Here is a 20,297-nt window from a genome sequence, read left to right as displayed (position 1 = left end):
CGCTTCCTTTCTTGCCTTCTCATGCAAGGCCGGTTCCCGGCCTTGTCTTCTCTATCCGATCCTGAACGTGCTTTTCAGTACGTCGCGCAGATGCAGCGCGGCGCGATTGCTGTCGTCCGTCAGGATGGTGATCAGGTGCGGCGGGAGGTCGGGCAGCACGATCCCGGCGACGTGGCTCGTCAGGTTGCCGGACACGCGATCGTGTTCGATCAGGCCGACCGCGAGGCCGTTGGCGATACACGCTTCGACCGCCGGCGAACTGGCGCTCTCGAGCAGCATCCGGTGCGCGATCTTCGCCTTCTTCAGCGCGTTCAGTGCGGTGTCGCGGTAAGGGCAGCCCTGCAGTTGCACGGCGATCGGCAGCGGCGCATCGGGATTGAACTTGAAGGTGCGCGCGGCGACCCACACCGGATGCGTCTTGCTGAGCAGCTCGCCGTGCGGCGGCACTTTCTGCACCACGGCGATCGTGATGTCCAGCTGGCCGCGGGAGAACAGCGACTGCAGCTCTTCGCTGGAGCGCGCTTCGACCGTCAGCTCGAGCAGCGGCCGGTCGGCGGCGAAGCGCGGCAGGAATTCCGCCATGAAGTGCGCGGCGTACGAATCGGGGATGCCGAGCCGCAACTTGCCGGTCAGCATCTGTGGTGACAGCGATTCGACGAGCCGGTCGTGGCTCAGCAGAAACTCGGTGGTGTCGCTCAGCAGCTTGTGGCCGTACTGCGTGAGTTCGACAGCCTGGTTGTTTCGCGTAAACAGGCGCTGCGCGACCATTTCCTCGAGCTTCTGAATCTGCGCCGTGACCGACGACGGGCTGCGATTCACGTGGGCGGCCGCATCCTTGAAGCGGCCGAGTTTCGCGACGGCGTGGAAGGTACGCAGCAGGTCGACGTCCAGGGTACGCGGCATGATTTTGTTTTTCCGAATCAGTGATTCAGGTAATGTCGATTGACGGAATTATTGGGCATCCCATATTCTCGGTCAACAGGCAGACAACGGCAGGCAGCCGGCCGGGCGTTGCACGTATCCGGGGAATGATTCATGTCGATCAATGATTTCGTTGTAGATGCATTGGTGCGGGACAGGAAGCTGAAGGCCGAATCGGTATGGACGGTCGAGAATCACGAAAAATATTCGACGCTCAAGCGCAGCGACGATGATGCGAGGAGAAAGGAAGCAGGGCGCGAGGTGTTTTCGCTGATGCGCAACCTGAACGAGCTGGGCGTGCGGAGTCCCGCGCTGTGCGCGGACCGCGACGGCAACGGTTCGTTGCGCGAAGCGATCGGCAAGTTGAGCGAGCGGCTCGCGACGTTGTCGCGCGGCCGCCATGTGCATTACATCGAGCTCGGGCCGGAGCCGGTCAAGACGACCGAACTCATGAAGGCCGTCAGCGGTGGCGGCCCGGATCATCTGCGCTACACGGCCGTCGACATCAACGAGTCGTCGGAAGACGCGATGCGGCACGCGATCATGCCGTTCCTGAAAACGCCCGGCTGTTTCAACTACATCGCCGACGATTACCGGAACGTGCAGTGGAACCACATCGACGTGGGCCAGGACGTGACGTTCATCACGATGCTCGGCTTCCAGGAGGGCAACGAACTGCCCGTGACGATCGGCCGGCTCATTCGCAATCTCGGCGGCAAGTCGACCTACGTCGTGTCGGAAATGCAGTTGCTGGTCGAGGGGAGAGAGGAGCCCATCTACAACTTCTACCAGAACGAGAACATGGTGCGGTTTTCCGAAGTCGTCAGCCGGCAGCAGGGCTTCGAGCCGCTAGGCGAGCACCATGTGTCGATCGTCCGGCTCAATCTGCTCGGCGACCAGTTCCACGTGGCGGTGACGCTGCAACCCGTCTCGAAAGCCGGGGCCGACGGGCATCTGATCACCAACGTCTGCCTGAAATACACGCCGGAGCAATTCCGCCATGTACGCCACAGCCACGCCAATTGCCGCGTGATCGACGAGCTGCACAGCGGCGACGGCAGCGTCGTGTACCAGATCGCCCAGTTCAAGGGCTGAATGCCGCAACCACGACAACGAGGCACGCGATGAACAAGGGAAATGCATTGCCGGTGTTTGCGCGAGGGTTCGATCGGGTGAGGCTTGCGCTGCAGACGTCGCTGTCCGGCGGCGCGAATGTCGACGGCTCGCTGGACGCCGCGACGGAACCGATGCGCTGGACCAGCGCCTGCCTGCGCGACGGCTACGAAGTGCGATACCGGCGCAACCTCGACGATCTCGGCTATCGCGGTGTGCCGATGCGCGGCACGCGCTCGGATGCGCTCAACGCGGTGTGCCATCTTCGCGGATTGTTTTCCGATGAAGCGGTTCACGCGTTGCGCGAGATCGGCCGCGCGCTGGAGCGCAGCGCGTCGAGCAGCAACTGGATCATCTCGAAGCGCGTGCGTGCGGTGACGGAGCGCTCGCGGTTCATCGACGACATGATGCACGACCGCGCGTTCCTGCTGAGGGTGTCGCGTCTCGCCGGCGCGCCGCTGATTCCGTATCCGATGGTCAATGCGCGGTCGCAGTTCAACTACTACTACCCGACGGGCCAGCGCGACGGCAAGGAACAGCTGGGCATGTGGCACACCGACGGCACCAGCTTCGTGCTGAACATCGTGCTGTCGAATCGATCCGACTACGAGGGCGGAAATTTTCTGTTCTACGAATCGACTGCGGAGACGTTCGACCGCCACGATCGCGAACGCCGGCATGTGAAGACCGCGAACCTGGACAACGCGGGCGACGCGCTGCTCATCTACGGCAGCAAGCTGTTCCATGGCGTCGAGCCGGTCGAGGCGGGGCGCCGCATGTCGCTGGTGCTGTCGTTTCACTGCCCGTACACGCGGGAAGACGACAACGGGTTCTGGCATCTCGCGTCGGACGACGGTATCCCGCGCACGGTCGTCAACTGGCTGGGGCTGCAGCGCGCGCTCAGGGACGACGCCGAACTGCAGTACCGGCGCCTCGGGCTCGAACCGATTCGCCCCGAGGATCTGGGCGACCAGCGCCTGTCCCCGGCAACCTTCTGAGAGCCGTCGCCACATGCAGCTATTCCTGCTCCAGCTCGTTTTCGTGTTGTCGTGGAGTTCCGGCTTCATCGGCGCCAAGCTCGGCGCGGAGACGGCCGGCGCGTTCAACTTGCTGTTCTGGCGGTTCCTGCTCGTCACGCTGTGCCTGGCGATCGTCCTCAATCGGCAACTGGGGCGCCTGACGCTCGAAAAAATCCGCTATCACGCGGTGATCGGCTTTCTGTCGCAGTTTCTCTATCTGACCTGCGTGTATATCGCGATTCAGCACGGCCTGCCGCCGGGCATCGCCGCGATCGTCGCCGCGTTGCAGCCGCTCATCACGGCCGCGATGACGGCGGTGGAAGGCAGCGAACGCAGCGGGGCGCGCCAGTGGGTCGGGCTCGTCGTCGGGTTCGTCGGCGTGGGCATCGTGATCGGCGGGCAGTATGCGCTGCCGGCCGGATCGGTCGGGTTCGTCATGTACCTGTTACCGCTGGTGTCCGCGCTGGGGCTGTCGATCGCGACGATCTATCAGCGGCGCCGCGCGCTGACGGCCGCGCGCAGCAACGAAGACGGGTTGTTCCTGCCACTGTTCGTGCAGGGCTGCGTGAGCCTCGTGCTGTTCGCCGCGTGCGGAATCGTCACGGGCAACCTGCATGTACCGACCCAGCCGAACGTGTGGGTCTCCGTCGTGTGGCTGACGGTGTTCTCGACCTTCGTCGCTTACCTGTCGTTGTGGGCGCTGCTCAAGCGCATGCCGGCGACGCGCGTGGCGACGCTCGTCTATCTCGAACCGCCCGTGACGCTGATGTGGGCCGCGTGGATGTTCGGCGACCGGATCGAAGTGACGACCTATCTCGGCATCGTGGTCGTCGCGGTGGGCGTGTGGCTGGCCGGCAAGCACGTCGAGCGGCCTGCACGGGCGCGGCGGGCGAACATGGAGACGGCAGGCCGCTGACGCACTGGTTGTGCGCGCGGTTCCGGTGTAGCGTCGCGGTACTGTCACGACCCGCGAAGGAAACCGATGAAAGTCAAACGGATCGTCGCCAATATCGACACCCGATCAGTCGACGACGCAAAGCGCTTCTACCAACGGATCTTCGGCCTCGACCTGCTGATGGATCACGGCTGGATCGCGACCTACGGCAATGCCGAGCAGATGGACGTGCAGATCAGCTTCGCATCACAGGGCGGGTCGGGTACACCGACCCCCGATCTGTCGATCGAGGTCGATGACGTCGATGAAGCGCTCGCGCGTGTCAATGCGGCCGGGATTCCGGTTGAATACGGCCCGGCCGACGAGCCTTGGGGTGTGCGGCGGTTCTATGTGCGCGACCCGTTCGGCAAGCTCGTCAACGTGCTCACGCATCGCTGACCCGGAAGGCCGGGGCGGCTTCAGCGTTCATGCATGCAACGTTAGCCCCTTCACGGCTTTTTCCACGGCCTTCTTCGGCCCGCGCAGCGCCAGCCCGACGAAGTCGAGATTCTCCGCATCGCCGGCCCGAAACACTTCGCGGTTGGCGGCATCGTGCCCGGTCGAAAACATCGCGTGCACGTAGGGCACGATCGTGAGTTCGCGCGACAGTGCCTGCCGGTGCGCAGCCTGCAGGCCGTTCAGGTCGGCCGCGAACACCAGCATCGGCTGGCCCAGCATGCGGCCGTAGCGGCGTCCCGTCGCATCCTCGTAAGGCTCGCCGAGCGCTTCGGGCGCTTCGGCCGCGACGCCCGTCGCGAGAAACGCGACGACATTGAGTTTCTGCCACGCCGCGAGATCGTCGCGCACGATCAGCGCTACCTTGGTATCGAACATGATTGCTCCTCGTAGAGACGCTCATGATCGGATGCCGCGCGCGTTCAGTCTGGAACGTTTGTGCACAGTTGTCGGTATGCGGCCGGCGTGATCCGGTACGCGCGGCGGAACCAGCGGCCCAGGTGGCTCTGGTCGGCGAAGCCGACGTCCGCTGCCGCCTGCGCGGGCGTGCGGCCGGCCGCCAGCAGCCGGCGCGCGGCACGCAGCCGCAAGCGCACCAGGTACGCGTGCGGCGACGTGCCGAACGCACGCTGGAATAGCCGCGTCAGCCGGAACCGGTCGATCCCGGCGACGCTGGCCAGCTCGTCGAGCCCGATGTTGCCGTCCATGTGTTCATGCAGCAGATCGCGCACGCGTGCGATCGCGGGCGGCACGACCGCGCCTTCCAGCACGAGCGGGCCGCGCAATTCGCCGCCGAGCCGCATCAGCAGGCGGTCGAGTGTCTGGTCGCGCGCGAGCTTGCCTTCGTTGCCGTGGATCGCGAGAAACGCGTGCCGGATCGTGTCGACGAGGCCGCGATCGTCGACGAGCGTATGGCCGAACGATGCCTCGACTCCGCCGAGGCCCGGCAGGTCCAGCCGGCGCGCGGCGCGCTCGACCCACGCTTGCGGCAGGTACAGCATCCCGTAGGTGAAGCCGCCGGCTTCGGGCGCATGGCCGTCGTGCAGCGCGCCCGGCTCGATCAGGATCGCGCGGCCCGGCACGCTCGTATGTACCGACCGATGGCACTGGAACTGCTGCACGCCCTGTTCGGTGAAGCCGACCAGCATGTCGTCGTGATCGTGCGCGTCGTACGCATGGCCGTTGAAATGCGCGTGCAGGCTTTCGATGCCGGTTTCAGCATCGCGATGCGCGACGAGCCAGTGGTCGGGTTCGCCGGCAGGTTACGTCGCAGTCGTCATCGCTTGCCTCGCGGGTCGTCGTTGCCTGGCCGTCAGTGTACGCAGATCGCGGGCTGCGAGTGGGCGGGCCGGTTGATCATGCGGCGGCAGCCTGTCGATCCATCGTCCCGCCCCGTGATAAGATCGCGCGCTTTCCGCGCCGGCACCGTCTGCCCGACGGCCGCGGGCGGTCAACGAACCCGCGAGGATGGCATGTCCCAGATCATCGTCGAAGGCCTGGTGAAGACCTACCGCATCGCGGAGCGGCAGCCCGGCATGCTCGGCCTGTTGCGCCGCCGCTGGCGCGAAGTCGAAGCGCTCAAGGACGTCAGCTTCAGCCTGCGGCGCGGCGAGCTGCTCGGTTTCATCGGGCCGAACGGGGCCGGCAAGTCGACCACCATCAAGATCCTGTCCGGCATCCTGCGGCCGACTTCCGGCAAGGTGATCATCGACGGCCGCGTGCCGTTCGACGATCGCATCGCGCACGTCGCGCGCATCGGCGCGGTGTTTGGGCAACGCAGCCAGCTGTGGTGGGATCTGCCCGTCATCGACGGTTTCGATCTGCTGCGCGACATCTATCGCGTCGATCACGGCGCCTACCGGCGCACGCGCGACGCGCTCGTCGCGATGCTGCGCCTCGAGAGCTTGCTGCACCAGCCGGTGCGCCAGTTGTCGCTCGGGCAACGGATGCGCGCCGAGATTGCCGCGGCGCTGCTGCATGAGCCACCGATCCTGTTTCTCGACGAACCGACCATCGGCCTCGATGCACCGTCAAAGCTCGCGGTGCGCGAATTCGTCAAGACGCTGAACCGGGAGCGCGGCGTGACCGTATTGCTGACGACGCACGACATGCACGATATCGAGGCGCTCGCGGAGCGCGTGATCGTCATCGGGCATGGCCGCGTGCTGGCCGACCAGCCGTTCGACGCGCTGCGCGCCGGCGTGCTGTCCGACCGCCGCATCCTGGTCGATTTCGCGGACGAAGCGCCGGCGCTCGACATCGCCGGTACGCAGTTGCTGCGACGCGAGGGGCGCACGGCCGAGCTCGCGTTCGATCCGGGCATCATCGGCGCGCCCGCGCTCGTCGCGCGCATCGCGGCCGAGCATGCGGTCGAGGATATCCGCGTCGAGCAGCCGGCGATCGAGGAGGTCATCGCGCGCTTCTATCGCCTGCACGGCGCGACGGAAGCGTAAGCCGATGGACGTCCTGCGCCCGTACGCCGCGGCCTTCTCGGCACGCTTCAAGACGCTGCTCCAGTATCGCGCGGCCGCCCTCGCGGGCTTCACGACGCAATGCTGGTGGGGCGCGCTCAAGGTGATGATCTACGCGGCGTTCTATCGTCACGCGACGCACGCGCACGTACCGATGACGCTCGAGCAGGTGACGACCTACACATGGATCGCGCAGGCGCTGTTCGCGCTGCAGCCATGGGGCGGCGACCCCGATGTCGCGGCGGCGGTGCGGACCGGCGCGGTCAGCTATGACCGGTTGCGCCCGGTCGATACGTACACATGGTGGTACGTGCGGGCGATGGCATGGATGAGCGCGCGGGCGCTGCCGCGCGTCGTGCTGATGTTCGTCGCGGCGGCGATCGTGCTGCCGCTCGCCGGTTTCGGCGAATGGGCCTGGCAGCCGCCGGCGGACGCCGCGCGGGCCGTGCTGTTCGTCGTGTCCGTGATGCTGATGATCGCGCTCGCCGCCGCCTTCGTGATGCTGCTCAACCTGTGTATCGCCGCGACGCTGACCGATCGCGGGATCAACACGCTCGCGCCTGCGTTCGTGATCCTGTTCTCGGGCAACCTGATTCCGCTCGGCCTGTTTCCGGACTGGCTGCAGCCGCTGCTGATCGCCCAGCCGTTCGCCGGGATGCTCGACATCCCTTCGCGGATCTATATCGGCACGCTGAGCGGGGGCGCCGCATGGGCCGGGCTCGCGCTGCAGGCATTCTGGATTGCTGCCTTCGTCGCGCTGGGGCGCATCGCAATGCACCGCGTGATGTCGCGACTTCACCTGCAGGGAGGCTGAGCCGATGAATACCGCCCGCCTGCTGTCCCGCTACTTCGCGACCTCGATCCGTGCGCAGCTCCAGTATCCGGCCTCGAGCCTGATGCTCTGCGCGGGCACGTTCCTGACGACCATCATCGAACTGGCCGGTATCTGGGCGCTGTTCGACCGCTTCGGCGACGTGCAGGGCTGGCGCTTCGGCGACATCTGCATGTTCTTCGGGATGGTCAGCGTCAGCTTCGCGATCGCCGATTTCATCAGCCGCGGGTTCGACGTGTTCGGCAGCGACTTCATCCGGACGGGCGATTTCGACCGCCTGCTGCTGCGCCCGCGCACGGCCACGCTGCAACTGATCGGTCATGACTTCCGGCTGCGCGTGATCGGGCGGTTGTTGCAGGGCATCGTCGTGCTGGTCGTCGCGACGCGCGCGCTCGATTTCGGCTGGAACGCCGCGTCGATCGCGCTGGCCGTGTGGACGATCGCCGGCGGCGTCGCGCTGTTCTTCGGGCTGATGGTGCTGCAGGCGACGCTCGCGTTCTGGACCGTCGAAAGCCTGGAAGTCGTCAATGTCGTCACGTACGGCGGCGTGCAGGCCGCGCAGTTTCCGATCAGCCTCTATGCGGGCTGGCTCCGCCATTTCCTGACGTTCGTCGTGCCGATCGCGTGCATCGCGTATTTCCCGGTGCTGGCGATCCTCGGCAAGCCCGACCCGCTCGGTGCGCCGAGCTGGTTCCTGCCGCTCGCGCCGGCGGTCGCGTTCGTGTTCCTGGGCGCGTGCTTCGTCGCGTGGCGGTTCGGGGTGCGCAAATATACGTCGACGGGCACCTGAGCAGCGCACCACGGCCGGTTCGTCTCGCGTAGCCGGCCTGGGCGCCGACGCGTGTCGAGCGATCCGGGAATCCTGAAACAGGGGACGCAGGTCGCAGGGCAGGGGTTGCGGGTGCGCATCATGCGTCGTTTGCCTCCGCCTGTTCGTCGCGTGCGTATTGCGCGGGCGGCCGGCCGACGTGCCGCGTGAACGCGACGCTGAAGGTGCTCGCCGAACTGTAGCCCACGCGCCCCGCGATCTCGGCGATGCGGCCCTCGTTGCGGCGGAGCAGATCCTTCGCGAGCGCCATGCGCCACGTCAACAGGTATTCCATCGGCGCGACGCCGACCGCGCGGCTGAAGCGTTCGAAGAAGGTCGAGCGCGACAGCGCGGCTTCCTTCGCCAGCTCGATGATGGTCCACGGATGCGCGGGGCGTTCGTGCATTCGGCGGATCGCGGCGGCAAGCCGGCTGTCGGTGAGCCCGCGCACGAGGCCGGGCGACGCGTTCGTGCCGGACGTGAAGCGCAGCGCCTCGATCAGCAGCACTTCCAGCAGGCGTGCCAGCACGATGTCGCGCGCGGGGCGCTGCGCACGCGATTCGTCGCGTACCAGTTGCACGAGCGTGGTCAGCCGCGGTTCGCCGCGTACGTGCACGAATCGGGGCAAGAGCGACACCAGCAGCGATGCATCCGACGAACCGAAGGTGCAGTTGCCGGCCATCATCCGCGTGTCGACCGGGTTGGCGGGATCGCCGATCCGGTATTCGCCGTGATCGAGCGCGACCGGCGGTGCGGTTTCGACGCCCGGCGGCGGCGGTTCGAGGCTGGACATCGCGACGCCGTACGCCGCCGGAATCAGCATGAAATCGCCGGGCAGCAGCTCGATCGGCGCGTGCCCGTCGATCGCGATCCGGCACCCGCCGTCGAGGATCGCGCAATAGAACGGCTCGCCCGCGACCGTGCGGCTGATCGACCACGGGCTTGCGCCGCGAATGTATTTGGAATACCGCGCGCCCGGTTGCAGCAGGGTCACGACTTCGGTCAACGGGTCGATCATCGCCGGACTCTCGCAAAAGAAAAGCGGATTTTCGATTGTAGCGAATACGAATCCAGCCATCTATCGTACGAACACATGCCCAACACACTCACAGGAGTTCGCATGAAGACCGTACTGATCACCGGCTGTTCTTCCGGCTTCGGCCTCGAAATCGCCCGTCATTTCCTGGCCCGCGACTGGCAGGTCGTCGCGACGATGCGCACGCCGCGCGAGGACGTGCTGCCGCCGTCGGCGCACCTGCGCGTGCTGGCGCTCGATGTCACGAACCCCGACAGCATCCGCGCGGCGATCGATGCCGCCGGCCCGATCGACGTACTCGTCAACAATGCGGGGTTCGGCGCGGCCGCACCGGCCGAACTGATGCCGCTCGACACCGTGCGCGCGCTGTTCGAGACCAACACGATCGGCACGATCGCGGTGACGGAAGCCGTGCTGCCGCAGTTGCGCCGGCGCGGGGCCGGGGTGGTCGTGAACGTCACGTCGAGCGTCACGCTGAAGGTGCTGCCGCTGCTTGCCGCCTATCGCGCCAGCAAGGCGGCGGTCAATGCGTACACCGAATCGGTGGCGCTCGAACTCGCACCGTTCGGCGTGCGCGCGCATCTCGTGCTGCCGGGCCGTGCGCCCGACACGCGTTTCGCCGACAACGCGCGCGCGCACATGCACGGCTTCGAGCACGAGGCGTATGCGGAATTTGTCGCGGCGACCTTTGCGCGCCTGGTCGACGACTCCGCGCCGATCACCCATGCGCAGGATGTCGCCGAAGCGGTGTGGCGCGCGGCGACCGATCCGTCGAGCCCGATGCGCATGCCGGCCGGCGCCGATGCCGTCGCGTGGGCGGCCGAAGCGGGCTGAGGCTCGCCGGCATGAGCGCGAACCTGCTTGCCGGCGACTGGATCAGGCAGGCTTGTTTGTGCGAGTGATGCGGGATGTCGCCGGCTTGAAATGGGCCGGCGGCGCGGTGGTATGCACGTACGTGCATGTATCACGGACGGATGCGGTCCGTGCGTTTCAGCATGTCGCGTTCGGCGTGAGAGAACGCCGGACGCGCTTCTGCTCGCTGCCTGTCTATCCGTCGGCCATGCATGGTCGCGCCATCGCTACCCCCACCCGATACACGAGCGACCATGCCGAGCCGGACATCTGCTGCTACTGGCCGCCTTCATACAGCTGGTTGAGACGCTGGAGTTCCCCCGACTTCTGCGCGCGCAAGTATTCCTCCTTGACCTGCGCGCGCGTGAGCCCGGCCGGCCCACCCGCCTGCGAACCGGCGCTGGGCATGCTGCCCATCGACGTCGCGCTGATCGCCGAGTCGGACGGCTTGCTCGACCCCGCCGCGGCACCATCGTCCTGCGCCCGGGCGAGACCCGACGCACCCAACACACAAATGACGGCCAGCGCCGCCTTGACCATGCTCTTCATCGTGGCACCTCACATGAAAAAGCGATGCAACACCAACGACGCGGAGTGCACATCGTCAGCGTAGGTCGACACTCCGCATGCGAGCGGCTGCTTACGGCGCGCTCACCTGCATCGTGACGCGCGACGCGGCGGCACCTGCGGTCGACAGGCCTGCGCCTGTCCTCGCCCGCACGCGTTACGTCGATCCTCCCCCGGCCATTCCTCAAGGCTTTACGGCGATTGACGCATCGGCATGCGCGGATTCACGCGATGGTTCTGTCGCGCGTGTCGAGTCGTCTCGTGCGCGTTTGACTCGCGCATCGTGAATCGGGTCATTCCGCCGCCATTGCATCGCGCCGGACAAATCCCGTTGGCCGAACGCAGTAGTGGGTTCGTCACGCGATTGCAGCCGGAATGGCGAAATGATAGAACCCGCATGCCGGTTTAACGCCCTCTTGAAAGGGGGTAATTGCCGTCTTTGTCATGTGGATTGCCTAAACTGGACGGACATCGCGGAACGTGTGAAGTCGAGCGTCTCGCCCCGGCCCGCGAGCGAATCCGGTGCATGTTCGAGGAGCGCATTCATGTCTGACAAACACGTCGCGCTTGCGAGTCACATTCGTCGGCTCTGTTCGCTTGCCGTCGAGCCGCACCTCGTCATTCCTCATGTGATTGAGGCGACCCGGCACATCGTCGGAGCCGATTGGGGCATGTTCTTCTATGCCGACGAGCACTTCGCCGTGTCGGACGTGTGCAGCGAAAACGAAGTGGTCTATACGTTATTGCCGACGTATTTCGCGAACATCCACAACACGTCCCGGCAGGAGGTGCTGGGCATCACGTTTTCCGATGCGATGCGCCGCGGGCGCGGTTTCGACAACAGCGCGCATTACGACGACAAATTGCTGGCGAGCGAGATGTATGCGGACCTGTGGCGGCCGGTGTCGATGCGCCACTGTCTCGAGCTGACCGCGACGGATGGCACGCGCGGCTGGGGCAGCCTGCTGCTGTCGCGCGCACCAGGCTGTCGTCCGTTCTCGGAACAGAACCATCGCGACATCGAGCCCGTGGCACGGCATCTTGCCCATGCGCTGTCGCAGCCCGTGCAGCCCACGCTGCATGAATCGGAATGCAGCCAGTCCGCGGTCATGGTGGTCGACGACGATGGCCGGCTCCTGCTGCACAACGCAGACAGCAGGCGGATGCTGTCGCTCGCGACCGGCGAGCCGCTCGCGTTCTACCATCACGAACGCTTGCCGGACTGGCTTGCGCCGCTACGGTCGAACCTCAACCGGATCTGGCTCGGCTACCCGGCACCACCCGCGACGCTCGAGCGTCGCAACCATGCGGGGCGTTTCCGCTTCAAGGCCTATCGATGTACCGACACGGTCGCGTTGCAACGCGATGCCGCGATCGTGATCTATATCGAACACTTTCCGCCGCTCAGGCTGATGGTCGAACGGCTCGGCTTCGCGTTCGGCCTGACCGAGAGGCAGCGCGAACTCTGTGTGCAGCTCGTGCTGGGCCGCTCGCACAGCGAGATTGCGCGTGACTTCGCGCTGCGCGACAGCACGGTCGTCGATCATGTTCGCAAGATCTATCGCCGGCTCAACGTACATAACCATGACGAATTGCGCAGCGTGTTTCGGGCCGGGAGGCTCGACTAGGTTTCGAGGCGCGTGGCGTTGCGCGTGGTGTTCCGTTACAGTGCGCGCCGGATCGCCTGCTCGAGCAACGACAACCCGAGATCGATTTCCGCTTCGCTGACGGTCAGCGGCGGTGCGATCCGGAACACGCCACCCATGCCGGGCAACTGCACGATGTTCATGCTGAGCCCGAGATTCATGCATTCGCGCGTGATCTTCGCGCCGAGCCCGTCCGCCGGTTCCTTCGTGCGGCGATCCTTGACGATCTCGACCCCGAGCAGCAGCCCGCGCCCGCGCACGTCGCCGATGCAGTCGAAGCGTTCCATCAGGTCGAGCAGGCCGCGCCGGAGCCGGTCGCCCATCACGTTCGCCCGTGCGACGAGCCCGTCGCGCTGCACGACGTCCAGCACACGCAGGCCGACGGCCGCCGGCAGCGGATCCGACACGTGCGTCGTGTAGAACAGGTAGCCGAGTTCGTGCGCGTGTTCCTCGATTGCCGCGGACGTCACGATCGCCGCGAGCGGCAGCCCGGCGCCGAGCGTCTTCGACAGCGTCAGGATGTCGGGCGTCACACCGTCGCGCTGGCACGCGAACATCGTGCCGGTGCGGCCGACGCCGGTCTGCGCCTCGTCGAGGATCAGCAGCATCCCGCGCGCCTCGCACTTGCGCTTGAGCGCCGCCATATAGCCTTCCGGCAGCTCGATGATCCCGCCCGAACTGAGGATCGGCTCCGCGATGAAGGCCGCGAGGTTGCCGCTCGACTGGCGATCGATCAGGTCGAACGCGTAGTCGAGTTCGGCGAGGAAGTCGTAGGCGCCGTTGCGCTCGAAGCGCGGCCGGTACGTGAACGGCGCCGGAATCGCGAACGAGCCGACGGCCGCCGGGCCGACGCCCTTGCGACCGGCGCTGTACGTGGCCGACGCGGCCGCGCCCGTCATCCCGTGCCACGACTGCGCGAAGCCGACGATCTCGTACTTGCCGGTGACGAGCTTCGCCATCCGGATCGCCGCTTCGTTCGATTCCGCGCCGGTGCTGAGCAACAGCGCGCGATCGAGCCCGGGCGGCGTGACGTCGGCGAGGCGCGTCGCGAGGTCGACGACCGGCCGCGACAGCATCCCGCTGAACAGGTGGTCGAGCTTGCCCGCGTATTCGCCGATCACGGACACGATCTCCGGATGGCTGTGGCCGAGCACCGCGCTCATCTGGCCGGACGTGAAATCGAGGATCGCGCGGCCGTCCGCGTCGTACACGAAGCTGCCTTTCGCGCGCTCGATGATCATCGGCTCGAACGTGCCGCCGTAGCGGACCAGGTGCTGCCTGGCGTTGCGCCAGAAGGTCGGGTCGTCGTTCAGGGACATCGGGCGTCTCCAGACAAGGGGCGAAGGGGCAGGGGGCGCTTGCAGTCTAGGCGCGTGTCTGGTTTGATGGAAACGAATAGTTCTTATGCAAGGTAGAAAAGGAGCTAATACCTTGGCGCTTTCGCTCGAAATCGACCTGCTGCGCTCGTTCGTCGTGATCGCCGAGGTGCGTGCGCTCAGCCGCGCGGCCGCGCGTGTCGGCCGGACCCAGTCCGCGCTCAGCCAGCAGATGAAGCGGCTCGAGGAGGTGGTCGACCAGCCGCTGTTCCAGCGCACCGGCCGCGGCGTGGTGCTGACCCACCCGGGCGAGCGGCTGCTCGTGCATGCGCAGCGCATCCTGCGGCTGCACGACGAGGCGATGGCCGACCTGTGCGGCACGGGGCTGTCGGGGACGATCCGCTTCGGGTGTCCGGACGATTACGCCGAGGTCTGGCTGCCTTCGCTGCTGCGGCAGTTTTCGAGCCAGCATCCGCAGGCGATCGCCGAAGTCGTCTGCGGGCCGACGCCGCGGCTCATCGAACAGCTGGAGAAACGCGCGGTCGATCTGGCGATGATTTCATTGCCGGACGACGTCGCGAACGACGACGTCATTCGCCGCGAGCAACTGGTCTGGATCGGCTATCCGGGGCTTGAACCCGCGCATTTCGATCCGTTGCCGCTTGCGCTGTCCGATCGCGACACGCTCGATCACATCGCGGCCTGCGAGGCGCTGGACCGCGCGGGCCGCGATTACCGCGTCGCGTATGCGAGCAGCAGTCTCGCGGGGCTGATCGCGCTGGTGCGTTCGGGGCAGGCGTTCGCGGTGATGACGCAGACGGCGGTACCGGCCGACCTGGCGATCGTCACCGGCGATCCGCGCTTGCCGCCGTTGCCGGCCGTGGGCATCACGCTGAAATTCGATCGCAAGCGGCCGTCGCATCTGACGGCGGCGTTCGCCGACCATATCCGGCTCACGCTGCCGCTGTTGTGATGCGCGCGGCCGCCGCGCCGAAACATCACTCGACCGTTGACGAAGCCGACACGTTTGCCGAGCCACGTGCATCCGCATCCGCCGCCGCATCGCGCACGCGTATTGCAGCCTGCATGCCCGACAACTTCAGTTCGGTTTCCTGATATTCGTTGATCGGCTCGGAATCGGCGACGATGCCGCATCCCGCGAACAGGCGGCAGGCGCCGCCATCGACCAGCGCGGAGCGCAGCGCGACGATGAAGTCGCCGTTGCCGTGCGCGTCGATCCAGCCGACGGGTGCCGCGTACCAGCCGCGATCGAAGCCCTCATGCGCACGGATGTGGTCGAGCGCCGCGGCGCGCGGATGGCCGGCCACCGCCGGTGTGGGATGCAGCGCCGCGACGACCTGCAGCAGCGTCGCGTCCGCCTTCAGCGTCGCGCGGATCGGTGTGCTCAGGTGCTGCAGTCTCGGCAGCCGGTGCAGCGACGGTTGCTCGGGCACATCGAGCGTGCGCGACAGCGGCGTGAGCGCCGCGCGGATCGCGTCGACGACGAGCGCATGTTCGAGCCGCTCCTTCGCGGAATCCATCAGGGCCGCGCCGAGTGCGCGATCGTCGTCGGGCGTGGCGCCGCGCCGGATCGTCCCGGCCAGCGCATGCGTGCGCACGTCGCCGGCCGCGACACGCGCGAGCCGTTCCGGCGTGGCGCCGACGAAGCAGGCGCCTTCGCGGCGGACCGCGAACAGGTGCGCATGCGCGTCGCGCTTGCGCAGCCGGCGCAGCAGCGGCGCGACGGCGACGGGCCGCGCATACTGTTCGAGCACGTCGCGCGCGAGCACGACCTTGCCGAACGCGCCGCCGTGGATCGCGTCCACCGCGCGCCGGACTTCGTGCTGCCATTCGCTCGCCTGCAGCGCCTGCGTGTGGAGCAGGTGCGGGGCGTCGTCATCACGGGCGGCGGCGAGCGTGCCGAGCGACTCGATGCGCGCGAGGCACGCATGTGCGAGCGCGGCCGGATCGTCGTGCGCGGCGACGACATGCTGGCAGACGGCCCAGTGCGCGTCGCCTTCGCGCACGATCAACAGCCTCGCCACCGTCATGCTTGCGTCGGGAAACGGCGCCCAGTGTGCGCTGCGGGGGCCATGTGAATCGAACCGGAAGCCGCCGACGAGGCGCGGCGGTTGCGGGCCGGCCGTCACGGCATCGCGAACGAGTGCGCGCCAGCGTGCATCGATCTGCGCGAAGCGTGTGTCACCGGTGGCGGTCAGTTCGAGCGCGCAGTCCCAGCCGAGCAGCGTGACGGACGCATCGCCGGCTTCGTGGAAGAACCACGGGGTGGCGCCGTCGTCCCACGCGGCGATCAGGTCGAAGAAGTCGAGCGGGCGCAGCGGCACCGACACCGACGCGAGCGTCGGCGTGCCGGCGTCGGCGGCGCGGCGGGCCGCACGGGCGAACGTGTCGTGCAGCAGCGGGAGGCCGGCGTTCATGCGAGCCCCCGTTGCCGGCGCCAGTGCTGCGTCTGTTGCGTGATGTACCACGCGATCAGGCCCGAGAACAGCGTCTCGACGTAGTCGCCGTCGAGGCCGGCCTGTTCGGCCCAGCGGCGCCGGTCGGGCAGCATCGCGGCCACTCGTTCCGGCGCGGCGATGCTCGCTTCGTCGGGCTTGAAGCGCGATGCAGCCTTCACGTATTGCATGCGCTGGCCGAGCGCGTCGATGATGTCGGCGTCCAGGCGATCGATGGCTTCGCGAATGTCGGGCAGCCCCGTGCAGGCGTCCGGTGTTTTCATGTGTACTCCTTTCCGTAACGAAGGGACTGGTCGATCCGTTCGACCAGATGCGCGATCACCGCCGGGTATTGGTGGCGCAGGTAGAAGTGGTCGCCGTTGAACGTCTCGATGCGGATCGGGCGCGACGCGACGTCCTGCCACGCCTGCGCTTCGTCGTTGTCGAGCTCGGAATCGGCAAGAGGCAGCATCACGCCGAGCGGCGTGCCGAGCCGCGGCGGCCGGTCGCGGCGGTACGTCTCGATCGCGCGGTAGTCGCTGCGGATCATCGGCAGGTAGATCGCGCGCATCTCCGGATCGGCGAGCAGCGCGGCGTGCTCGCCGGACAGCCGCGCGACGTCGCCCACGAGCGCGTCGTCGGATTGCAGGTGCAGATCCGACAGGCGCTGACGATGCGGCGGCGGCAACGCGGACACGGCCAGGTAAAGCGGCGCCGCGCCGCGCGCCTCGAGCCGCACCGCCACCTCGTACGCGAGCGCCGCGCCGAGGCTGTGCCCGAACAGCACGAGCGGCGCATGCGCATAGCGTTGCAGGGCGTCGGTGGCGGGGCCGGCGAGTGCGTCGATCGTTGCTGCGCACGGCTCGCCGAAGCGTTCCTCGCGGCCCGGATACTGCAGCGCGAGCAGGTCGACGTCCCACGGCAGCGCGCGGCTCCAGTTGCGAAAGAAATTCGCGGTGCCGCCCGCGTGCGGGAAGCAGACGAGTTGCGCGCGCGGGCACGGCGACAGGCGCAACTCGCGGATCCAGTTCGAATCGGTCGGCCGTGCGCTCATGCGGCCGCCGCCTGCAACTGGCGGCGCAGCAGGTCGCGCAGCGTTTTCTTGCTGGTCTTGCCGATGCCGGTTTCCGGGAAGCGCGGCATGAACTCGATGCGATCGGGAATCTTGAACGCCGCGAGCCCGCAGTCGCGCAGGTAGCGTTTCAGCACCAGCCTGGACGGTGCGGGTGCGCGAGCAACGACGAACGCGCACGTGCGCTCGCCGAGCAGCGGGTCGGGCATCGCGACCACCGCCGCGTCGTGCACCTGCGGATGCGCGAGCAACAGGTTCTCCACTTCCTCGGCGGAGACTTTCTCGCCGCCGCGATTGATCTGGTCCTTGTCACGGCCTTCGACGACGAGGTCGCCGTCCGCGGTGCGCCGCACGCGGTCGCCGCTGCGATAGAAGCCGTCGGCGGTGAACGCGGCCGCGTTGTGCTCGGCGAGCCGGTAGTAGCCGCGTATCGTGTACGGGCCACGCACCTGCAGTTCGCCGATTTCGCCCGGCGCGACCGGTTCGCCGGCATCGTCGACGATGCGCACTTCGTCGCCGTCCGATACGGGGCGGCCCTGCGTCTGCGCGATCCGTTCGGGCGAATCGTCGAGCCGCGTGCAGCAGATGAGCCCTTCGGCCATCCCGAATACCTGCTGCAGCTGGCAGCCGAGCACGGGCGTCACGCGTGCGGCTGCGTGGTCCATCAATCGTGCGCCGCCGACCTGCAGCACGCGCAGGCTCGTCAGGTCCGCCTGCCGTTGCGGCTGTTCGTCGAGCCACAGCAGCGCGAGCGGCGGCACGAGCGCGGTGTGCGTCACGCGCTCCTGAGCGATCAGCGCGAAGCTCTGTTCGGGCTCGGGCCGCCCGGTCGTGACCACGCGGCCGCCCGCGAGCAGCGCGCCGATCGTGCCGGGGCAGCACAGCGTGAAGTTGTGCGCCATCGGCAGCGCGGCGAGATACACGGTGCCGGCGTCGAAGCCGCTCGCGGCGCTGCACGCGCGCACGTTGTACAGGTATTCGCGATGGCGGCGCGGGATCAGCTTCGGCGTGCCGGTCGTGCCGCCCGACAGCTGGAAGCACGCGATGTCGTCGGCGCGTGCCGCGCACTCGCGCAGCGGCGGCGCGTCGTACAGCGCGTCGAACGGCGTGAACGCGTGATCGCCGCCGGCCATCACGACGTGCTCGAGCGTCGGGCAGTCGGCCTGCAACGCGGCCGCGAGCGGCCGGCAGTCGAACTCGCCGAGCTGCGCCGCGCACAGATACGCACGCGCGCCGGCGAAGCGGCAGAACGCGCCGATCTCGTAGTGCCGGTGAGCGGGGAGGGCGAGTACCGGCCGCACACCGAGCTGGAACAGCGCGAAGCAGGTCTCGATGAAGCGCGCGCCGTTCGGCAGATGGACGACGACCGCGTCGCCGCGTACCAGGCCGAGACGCGCGAGGCCGCCCGCAAGCTGCCGGATGCGCGCCAGCAGGTCGCGATAGCTGAGCCGGCAGGCGCCGTCGACGATGGCGAGCGCATCGGGATCGCGCTGCGTTTGCGCGTCGAGCGCATCGAAGAAAGTCGTGTCTTGCCAATAGCCGGCGTCGCGATAACGGCGCGCGAAGTCGTCGGGCCAGTCGGGCGCGTCGGCCGGGAGAGCCGGCGCCACGGAGGGGAGGGAGGATTGCATGCGCTGACCTTGGGTTCCGGCAAGTTGTCAGAAAATGTAAATGAGAGGTATTATCATTTGTAACAAGTGCCGCGATAACGCCGTTTCTTTCGATATCGCGGCAATTTCATTCGATCGGGCGCCCGTCGCGCGGCGCCCGCCCGGCCCGGCCGGACAATCGGCCGGTTGCCGCCGGCGCGCGCCGGGCCGCGCGTGCCGCCTAACCAACGGACCTCCGATGAGCTCGACCTCCTTCGCTTCGTCACGACGTCACCCGCCGGTGCTCGTGCCCGGCAATCATCCGGGCGTGGTGCACATCGACGCGGGCATGAAACTCATGAGCGGCACGCTGTGCTCGGACAGCCGCGACTGGTACGAGGAGCCGCTCGAAAAAGGGCTGAAGCTCGTCCTCGTGCAGAGCGGGCAGTTGCGCTGCCGCGTGCCGGGCCAGCCTGAGCAATGCATCAAGGGGCCGGGCCTGTGCGTGATTGCCAACGACGGCGAATTCACGACGCACCAGATCTACGACCGCGACACGCCGCTGCGCTACACGATCGTGCAGCTCGGCCTCGATGCGCTCGACCGCAACCTGAGCCTGCTGCCGGAGAAGATGCTCGCGCCGACGGGCGGCGATCCGCGCATCGTCAGTTGCCCGGCGTCCAAGGCGCTGCAGGCGCTCGCGGTGCAGATCGCGACCTGCCCGTTCGAGGGCGCGGTGCGCGAGTACTACCTGAAAGCCAAGGCCTTCGAGCTGACCGCGCTGAGCGCGCAGCTGCTGGCGACGCAGCGGCAGTTCGCGCCGGCCGACGTGCGCGTCACGTCGTCGGACGTCGAGCGCGTGTACGCGGCGAGCGACATCCTGACGCGCGAGCTTCAGCAGCCGCCGACGCTCGATGCGCTCGCGGGCCGGGTGGGGATGAATTCGCGCAAGCTGACGGCCGGCTTCCGCAAGGTGTTCGGCACGAGCGTGTATGCGTACCTGCAGGAATACCGGCTGCGGACCGCGCACGCGATGCTGTGCGCGGAGGACGCGAACGTGTCGACCGTCGCGTACCGCGTCGGCTACAGCCCCGCGCATTTTTCGATCGCGTTCCGCAAGCGCTACGGCATTTCGCCGAGCGATATTAGGGCGTCGTCGAACGCGATCGACGACGTGGAGATGGAGGGCGCGGCAATCTAAAACAACAG

Annotated in this window: 21 protein-coding genes; 11 read left to right on the top strand and 10 right to left on the bottom strand. The window is 67.3% G+C overall.

The genetic code is table 11. The features are described 5' to 3' along the window. Positions 1-51: 51 nt before the first annotated feature. Positions 52-903, bottom strand: coding sequence for a LysR substrate-binding domain-containing protein (locus BCO18175_RS12395; protein ID WP_174915961.1), 852 nt, complete (start codon positions 901-903; stop codon positions 52-54). Between the two features lie 132 nt (positions 904-1,035). Between BCO18175_RS12395 and BCO18175_RS12390 the strand changes: the two genes are divergently transcribed. From BCO18175_RS12390 to BCO18175_RS12375, 4 genes are all read left to right on the top strand, one after another. Beyond that, entirely contained in the window at positions 1,036-2,016 is a 981-nt protein-coding gene (locus tag BCO18175_RS12390; protein WP_174970170.1) for a hypothetical protein, read from the top strand. A gap of 29 nt (positions 2,017-2,045) precedes the next feature. Beyond that, positions 2,046-3,032 (top strand): 2OG-Fe(II) oxygenase, encoded by a 987-nt coding sequence (locus BCO18175_RS12385; RefSeq protein WP_174981016.1) that lies wholly within the window; start codon positions 2,046-2,048, stop codon positions 3,030-3,032. Between the two features lie 13 nt (positions 3,033-3,045). After that, positions 3,046-3,969, top strand: a complete 924-nt coding sequence (locus tag BCO18175_RS12380) for a DMT family transporter (protein ID WP_174981014.1) — start codon at positions 3,046-3,048, stop codon at positions 3,967-3,969. 66 nt (positions 3,970-4,035) lie between these two features. After that, the gene (locus tag BCO18175_RS12375) at positions 4,036-4,386 is read left to right on the top strand and encodes a VOC family protein (RefSeq protein ID WP_174981012.1); all 351 of its coding nucleotides are present in this window, start codon (positions 4,036-4,038) and stop codon (positions 4,384-4,386) included. 27 nt (positions 4,387-4,413) lie between these two features. On the opposite strand, the gene BCO18175_RS12370 is transcribed toward BCO18175_RS12375, so the two are convergent. Next, positions 4,414-4,821, bottom strand: a complete 408-nt coding sequence (locus BCO18175_RS12370) for a DUF2000 family protein (RefSeq protein WP_174980993.1) — start codon at positions 4,819-4,821, stop codon at positions 4,414-4,416. A 44-nt stretch (positions 4,822-4,865) separates the two neighbouring features. Beyond that, entirely contained in the window at positions 4,866-5,651 is a 786-nt protein-coding gene (locus tag BCO18175_RS12365) for a helix-turn-helix domain-containing protein (protein ID WP_438820495.1), read from the bottom strand. 264 nt (positions 5,652-5,915) lie between these two features. On the opposite strand from BCO18175_RS12365, the gene BCO18175_RS12360 reads away from it, so the two are divergent. The 3 genes from BCO18175_RS12360 to BCO18175_RS12350 are packed head-to-tail and all read left to right on the top strand — an operon-like array spanning position 5,916 to position 8,536. After that, positions 5,916-6,896: an ABC transporter ATP-binding protein gene (locus BCO18175_RS12360; protein ID WP_174981433.1), complete on the top strand. Its 981-nt coding sequence runs from the start codon at positions 5,916-5,918 to the stop codon at positions 6,894-6,896. Between the two features lie 4 nt (positions 6,897-6,900). Further along, the gene (locus BCO18175_RS12355; RefSeq protein WP_174980992.1) at positions 6,901-7,728 is read left to right on the top strand and encodes an ABC transporter permease; all 828 of its coding nucleotides are present in this window, start codon (positions 6,901-6,903) and stop codon (positions 7,726-7,728) included. A gap of 4 nt (positions 7,729-7,732) precedes the next feature. Then, positions 7,733-8,536, top strand: a complete 804-nt coding sequence (locus BCO18175_RS12350; RefSeq protein WP_174970164.1) for an ABC transporter permease — start codon at positions 7,733-7,735, stop codon at positions 8,534-8,536. Positions 8,537-8,654: 118 nt separating this feature from the next. Here the strand turns inward: BCO18175_RS12350 and BCO18175_RS12345 are convergent, their stop codons facing one another. Further along, positions 8,655-9,632: an AraC family transcriptional regulator gene (locus BCO18175_RS12345; RefSeq protein ID WP_174980990.1), complete on the bottom strand. Its 978-nt coding sequence runs from the start codon at positions 9,630-9,632 to the stop codon at positions 8,655-8,657. 42 nt (positions 9,633-9,674) lie between these two features. On the opposite strand from BCO18175_RS12345, the gene BCO18175_RS12340 reads away from it, so the two are divergent. After that, entirely contained in the window at positions 9,675-10,424 is a 750-nt protein-coding gene (locus BCO18175_RS12340; RefSeq protein WP_174980988.1) for an SDR family oxidoreductase, read from the top strand. Between the two features lie 294 nt (positions 10,425-10,718). On the opposite strand, the gene BCO18175_RS12335 is transcribed toward BCO18175_RS12340, so the two are convergent. After that, positions 10,719-10,991 carry a DUF4148 domain-containing protein gene (locus BCO18175_RS12335; protein ID WP_174980986.1) on the bottom strand — a complete coding sequence of 91 codons (273 nt, stop codon included), beginning with the start codon at positions 10,989-10,991 and terminating at the stop codon, positions 10,719-10,721. Between the two features lie 563 nt (positions 10,992-11,554). Between BCO18175_RS12335 and BCO18175_RS12330 the strand changes: the two genes are divergently transcribed. After that, the gene (locus BCO18175_RS12330) at positions 11,555-12,637 is read left to right on the top strand and encodes a helix-turn-helix transcriptional regulator (RefSeq protein WP_174980984.1); all 1,083 of its coding nucleotides are present in this window, start codon (positions 11,555-11,557) and stop codon (positions 12,635-12,637) included. Between the two features lie 35 nt (positions 12,638-12,672). On the opposite strand, the gene BCO18175_RS12325 is transcribed toward BCO18175_RS12330, so the two are convergent. Further along, positions 12,673-13,974, bottom strand: a complete 1,302-nt coding sequence (locus BCO18175_RS12325) for an aspartate aminotransferase family protein (RefSeq protein ID WP_174980982.1) — start codon at positions 13,972-13,974, stop codon at positions 12,673-12,675. A gap of 85 nt (positions 13,975-14,059) precedes the next feature. Here BCO18175_RS12325 and BCO18175_RS12320 point away from each other — a divergent pair, with 85 nt between their 5' ends. Next, positions 14,060-14,944 carry a LysR family transcriptional regulator gene (locus BCO18175_RS12320; RefSeq protein ID WP_174980980.1) on the top strand — a complete coding sequence of 295 codons (885 nt, stop codon included), beginning with the start codon at positions 14,060-14,062 and terminating at the stop codon, positions 14,942-14,944. Between the two features lie 25 nt (positions 14,945-14,969). Here BCO18175_RS12320 and BCO18175_RS12315 read toward each other — a convergent pair whose 3' ends face one another. Genes BCO18175_RS12315 through BCO18175_RS12300 form a run of 4 tightly spaced genes read right to left on the bottom strand, consistent with a single transcriptional unit; the run spans position 14,970 to position 19,130 of the window. Next, positions 14,970-16,409, bottom strand: coding sequence for an isochorismate synthase (locus tag BCO18175_RS12315; RefSeq protein WP_174980978.1), 1,440 nt, complete (start codon positions 16,407-16,409; stop codon positions 14,970-14,972). Further along, positions 16,406-16,711 carry an isochorismate lyase gene (locus BCO18175_RS12310; RefSeq protein WP_174915943.1) on the bottom strand — a complete coding sequence of 102 codons (306 nt, stop codon included), beginning with the start codon at positions 16,709-16,711 and terminating at the stop codon, positions 16,406-16,408. The genes BCO18175_RS12315 and BCO18175_RS12310 overlap by 4 nt, the downstream gene beginning before the upstream one ends. After that, the gene (locus BCO18175_RS12305) at positions 16,708-17,481 is read right to left on the bottom strand and encodes a thioesterase II family protein (RefSeq protein ID WP_174980976.1); all 774 of its coding nucleotides are present in this window, start codon (positions 17,479-17,481) and stop codon (positions 16,708-16,710) included. The genes BCO18175_RS12310 and BCO18175_RS12305 overlap by 4 nt, the downstream gene beginning before the upstream one ends. Then, positions 17,478-19,130 (bottom strand): (2,3-dihydroxybenzoyl)adenylate synthase, encoded by a 1,653-nt coding sequence (locus tag BCO18175_RS12300; protein WP_174980974.1) that lies wholly within the window; start codon positions 19,128-19,130, stop codon positions 17,478-17,480. Before BCO18175_RS12300 ends, BCO18175_RS12305 begins: the two co-directional genes overlap by 4 nt. A gap of 217 nt (positions 19,131-19,347) precedes the next feature. Between BCO18175_RS12300 and BCO18175_RS12295 the strand changes: the two genes are divergently transcribed. Next, positions 19,348-20,289 (top strand): helix-turn-helix domain-containing protein, encoded by a 942-nt coding sequence (locus tag BCO18175_RS12295; protein ID WP_174980971.1) that lies wholly within the window; start codon positions 19,348-19,350, stop codon positions 20,287-20,289. The last annotated feature ends 8 nt before the right edge of the window (positions 20,290-20,297 follow it).

The organism is Burkholderia lata (genome assembly GCF_902499335.1).
Taxonomy (GTDB): domain Bacteria; phylum Pseudomonadota; class Gammaproteobacteria; order Burkholderiales; family Burkholderiaceae; genus Burkholderia; species Burkholderia lata_B.
The sequence above is the reverse complement of the archived record's forward strand: the minus strand, read 5'-3'. Positions and strand labels throughout refer to the sequence as shown.

Excerpts from the sequence above, each read along its gene's own strand:
- BCO18175_RS12315 (WP_174980978.1), bottom strand. The coding sequence starts at position 16,409 with ATGAACGCCGGCCTCCCGCTGCTGCACGACACGTTCGCCCGTGCGGCC.
- BCO18175_RS12340 (WP_174980988.1), top strand. The coding sequence starts at position 9,675 with ATGAAGACCGTACTGATCACCGGCTGTTCTTCCGGCTTCGGCCTCGAA.
- BCO18175_RS12370 (WP_174980993.1), bottom strand. The coding sequence starts at position 4,821 with ATGTTCGATACCAAGGTAGCGCTGATCGTGCGCGACGATCTCGCGGCG.
- BCO18175_RS12355 (WP_174980992.1), top strand. The coding sequence starts at position 6,901 with ATGGACGTCCTGCGCCCGTACGCCGCGGCCTTCTCGGCACGCTTCAAG.
- BCO18175_RS12375 (WP_174981012.1), top strand. The coding sequence starts at position 4,036 with ATGAAAGTCAAACGGATCGTCGCCAATATCGACACCCGATCAGTCGAC.
- BCO18175_RS12330 (WP_174980984.1), top strand. The coding sequence starts at position 11,555 with ATGTCTGACAAACACGTCGCGCTTGCGAGTCACATTCGTCGGCTCTGT.
- BCO18175_RS12335 (WP_174980986.1), bottom strand. The coding sequence starts at position 10,991 with ATGAAGAGCATGGTCAAGGCGGCGCTGGCCGTCATTTGTGTGTTGGGT.
- BCO18175_RS12345 (WP_174980990.1), bottom strand. The coding sequence starts at position 9,632 with ATGGCTGGATTCGTATTCGCTACAATCGAAAATCCGCTTTTCTTTTGC.
- BCO18175_RS12380 (WP_174981014.1), top strand. The coding sequence starts at position 3,046 with ATGCAGCTATTCCTGCTCCAGCTCGTTTTCGTGTTGTCGTGGAGTTCC.
- BCO18175_RS12395 (WP_174915961.1), bottom strand. The coding sequence starts at position 903 with ATGCCGCGTACCCTGGACGTCGACCTGCTGCGTACCTTCCACGCCGTC.
- BCO18175_RS12390 (WP_174970170.1), top strand. The coding sequence starts at position 1,036 with ATGTCGATCAATGATTTCGTTGTAGATGCATTGGTGCGGGACAGGAAG.
- BCO18175_RS12310 (WP_174915943.1), bottom strand. The coding sequence starts at position 16,711 with ATGAAAACACCGGACGCCTGCACGGGGCTGCCCGACATTCGCGAAGCC.
- BCO18175_RS12300 (WP_174980974.1), bottom strand. The coding sequence starts at position 19,130 with ATGCAATCCTCCCTCCCCTCCGTGGCGCCGGCTCTCCCGGCCGACGCG.
- BCO18175_RS12325 (WP_174980982.1), bottom strand. The coding sequence starts at position 13,974 with ATGTCCCTGAACGACGACCCGACCTTCTGGCGCAACGCCAGGCAGCAC.
- BCO18175_RS12295 (WP_174980971.1), top strand. The coding sequence starts at position 19,348 with ATGAGCTCGACCTCCTTCGCTTCGTCACGACGTCACCCGCCGGTGCTC.
- BCO18175_RS12305 (WP_174980976.1), bottom strand. The coding sequence starts at position 17,481 with ATGAGCGCACGGCCGACCGATTCGAACTGGATCCGCGAGTTGCGCCTG.
- BCO18175_RS12350 (WP_174970164.1), top strand. The coding sequence starts at position 7,733 with ATGAATACCGCCCGCCTGCTGTCCCGCTACTTCGCGACCTCGATCCGT.
- BCO18175_RS12360 (WP_174981433.1), top strand. The coding sequence starts at position 5,916 with ATGTCCCAGATCATCGTCGAAGGCCTGGTGAAGACCTACCGCATCGCG.
- BCO18175_RS12385 (WP_174981016.1), top strand. The coding sequence starts at position 2,046 with ATGAACAAGGGAAATGCATTGCCGGTGTTTGCGCGAGGGTTCGATCGG.
- BCO18175_RS12320 (WP_174980980.1), top strand. The coding sequence starts at position 14,060 with ATGCAAGGTAGAAAAGGAGCTAATACCTTGGCGCTTTCGCTCGAAATC.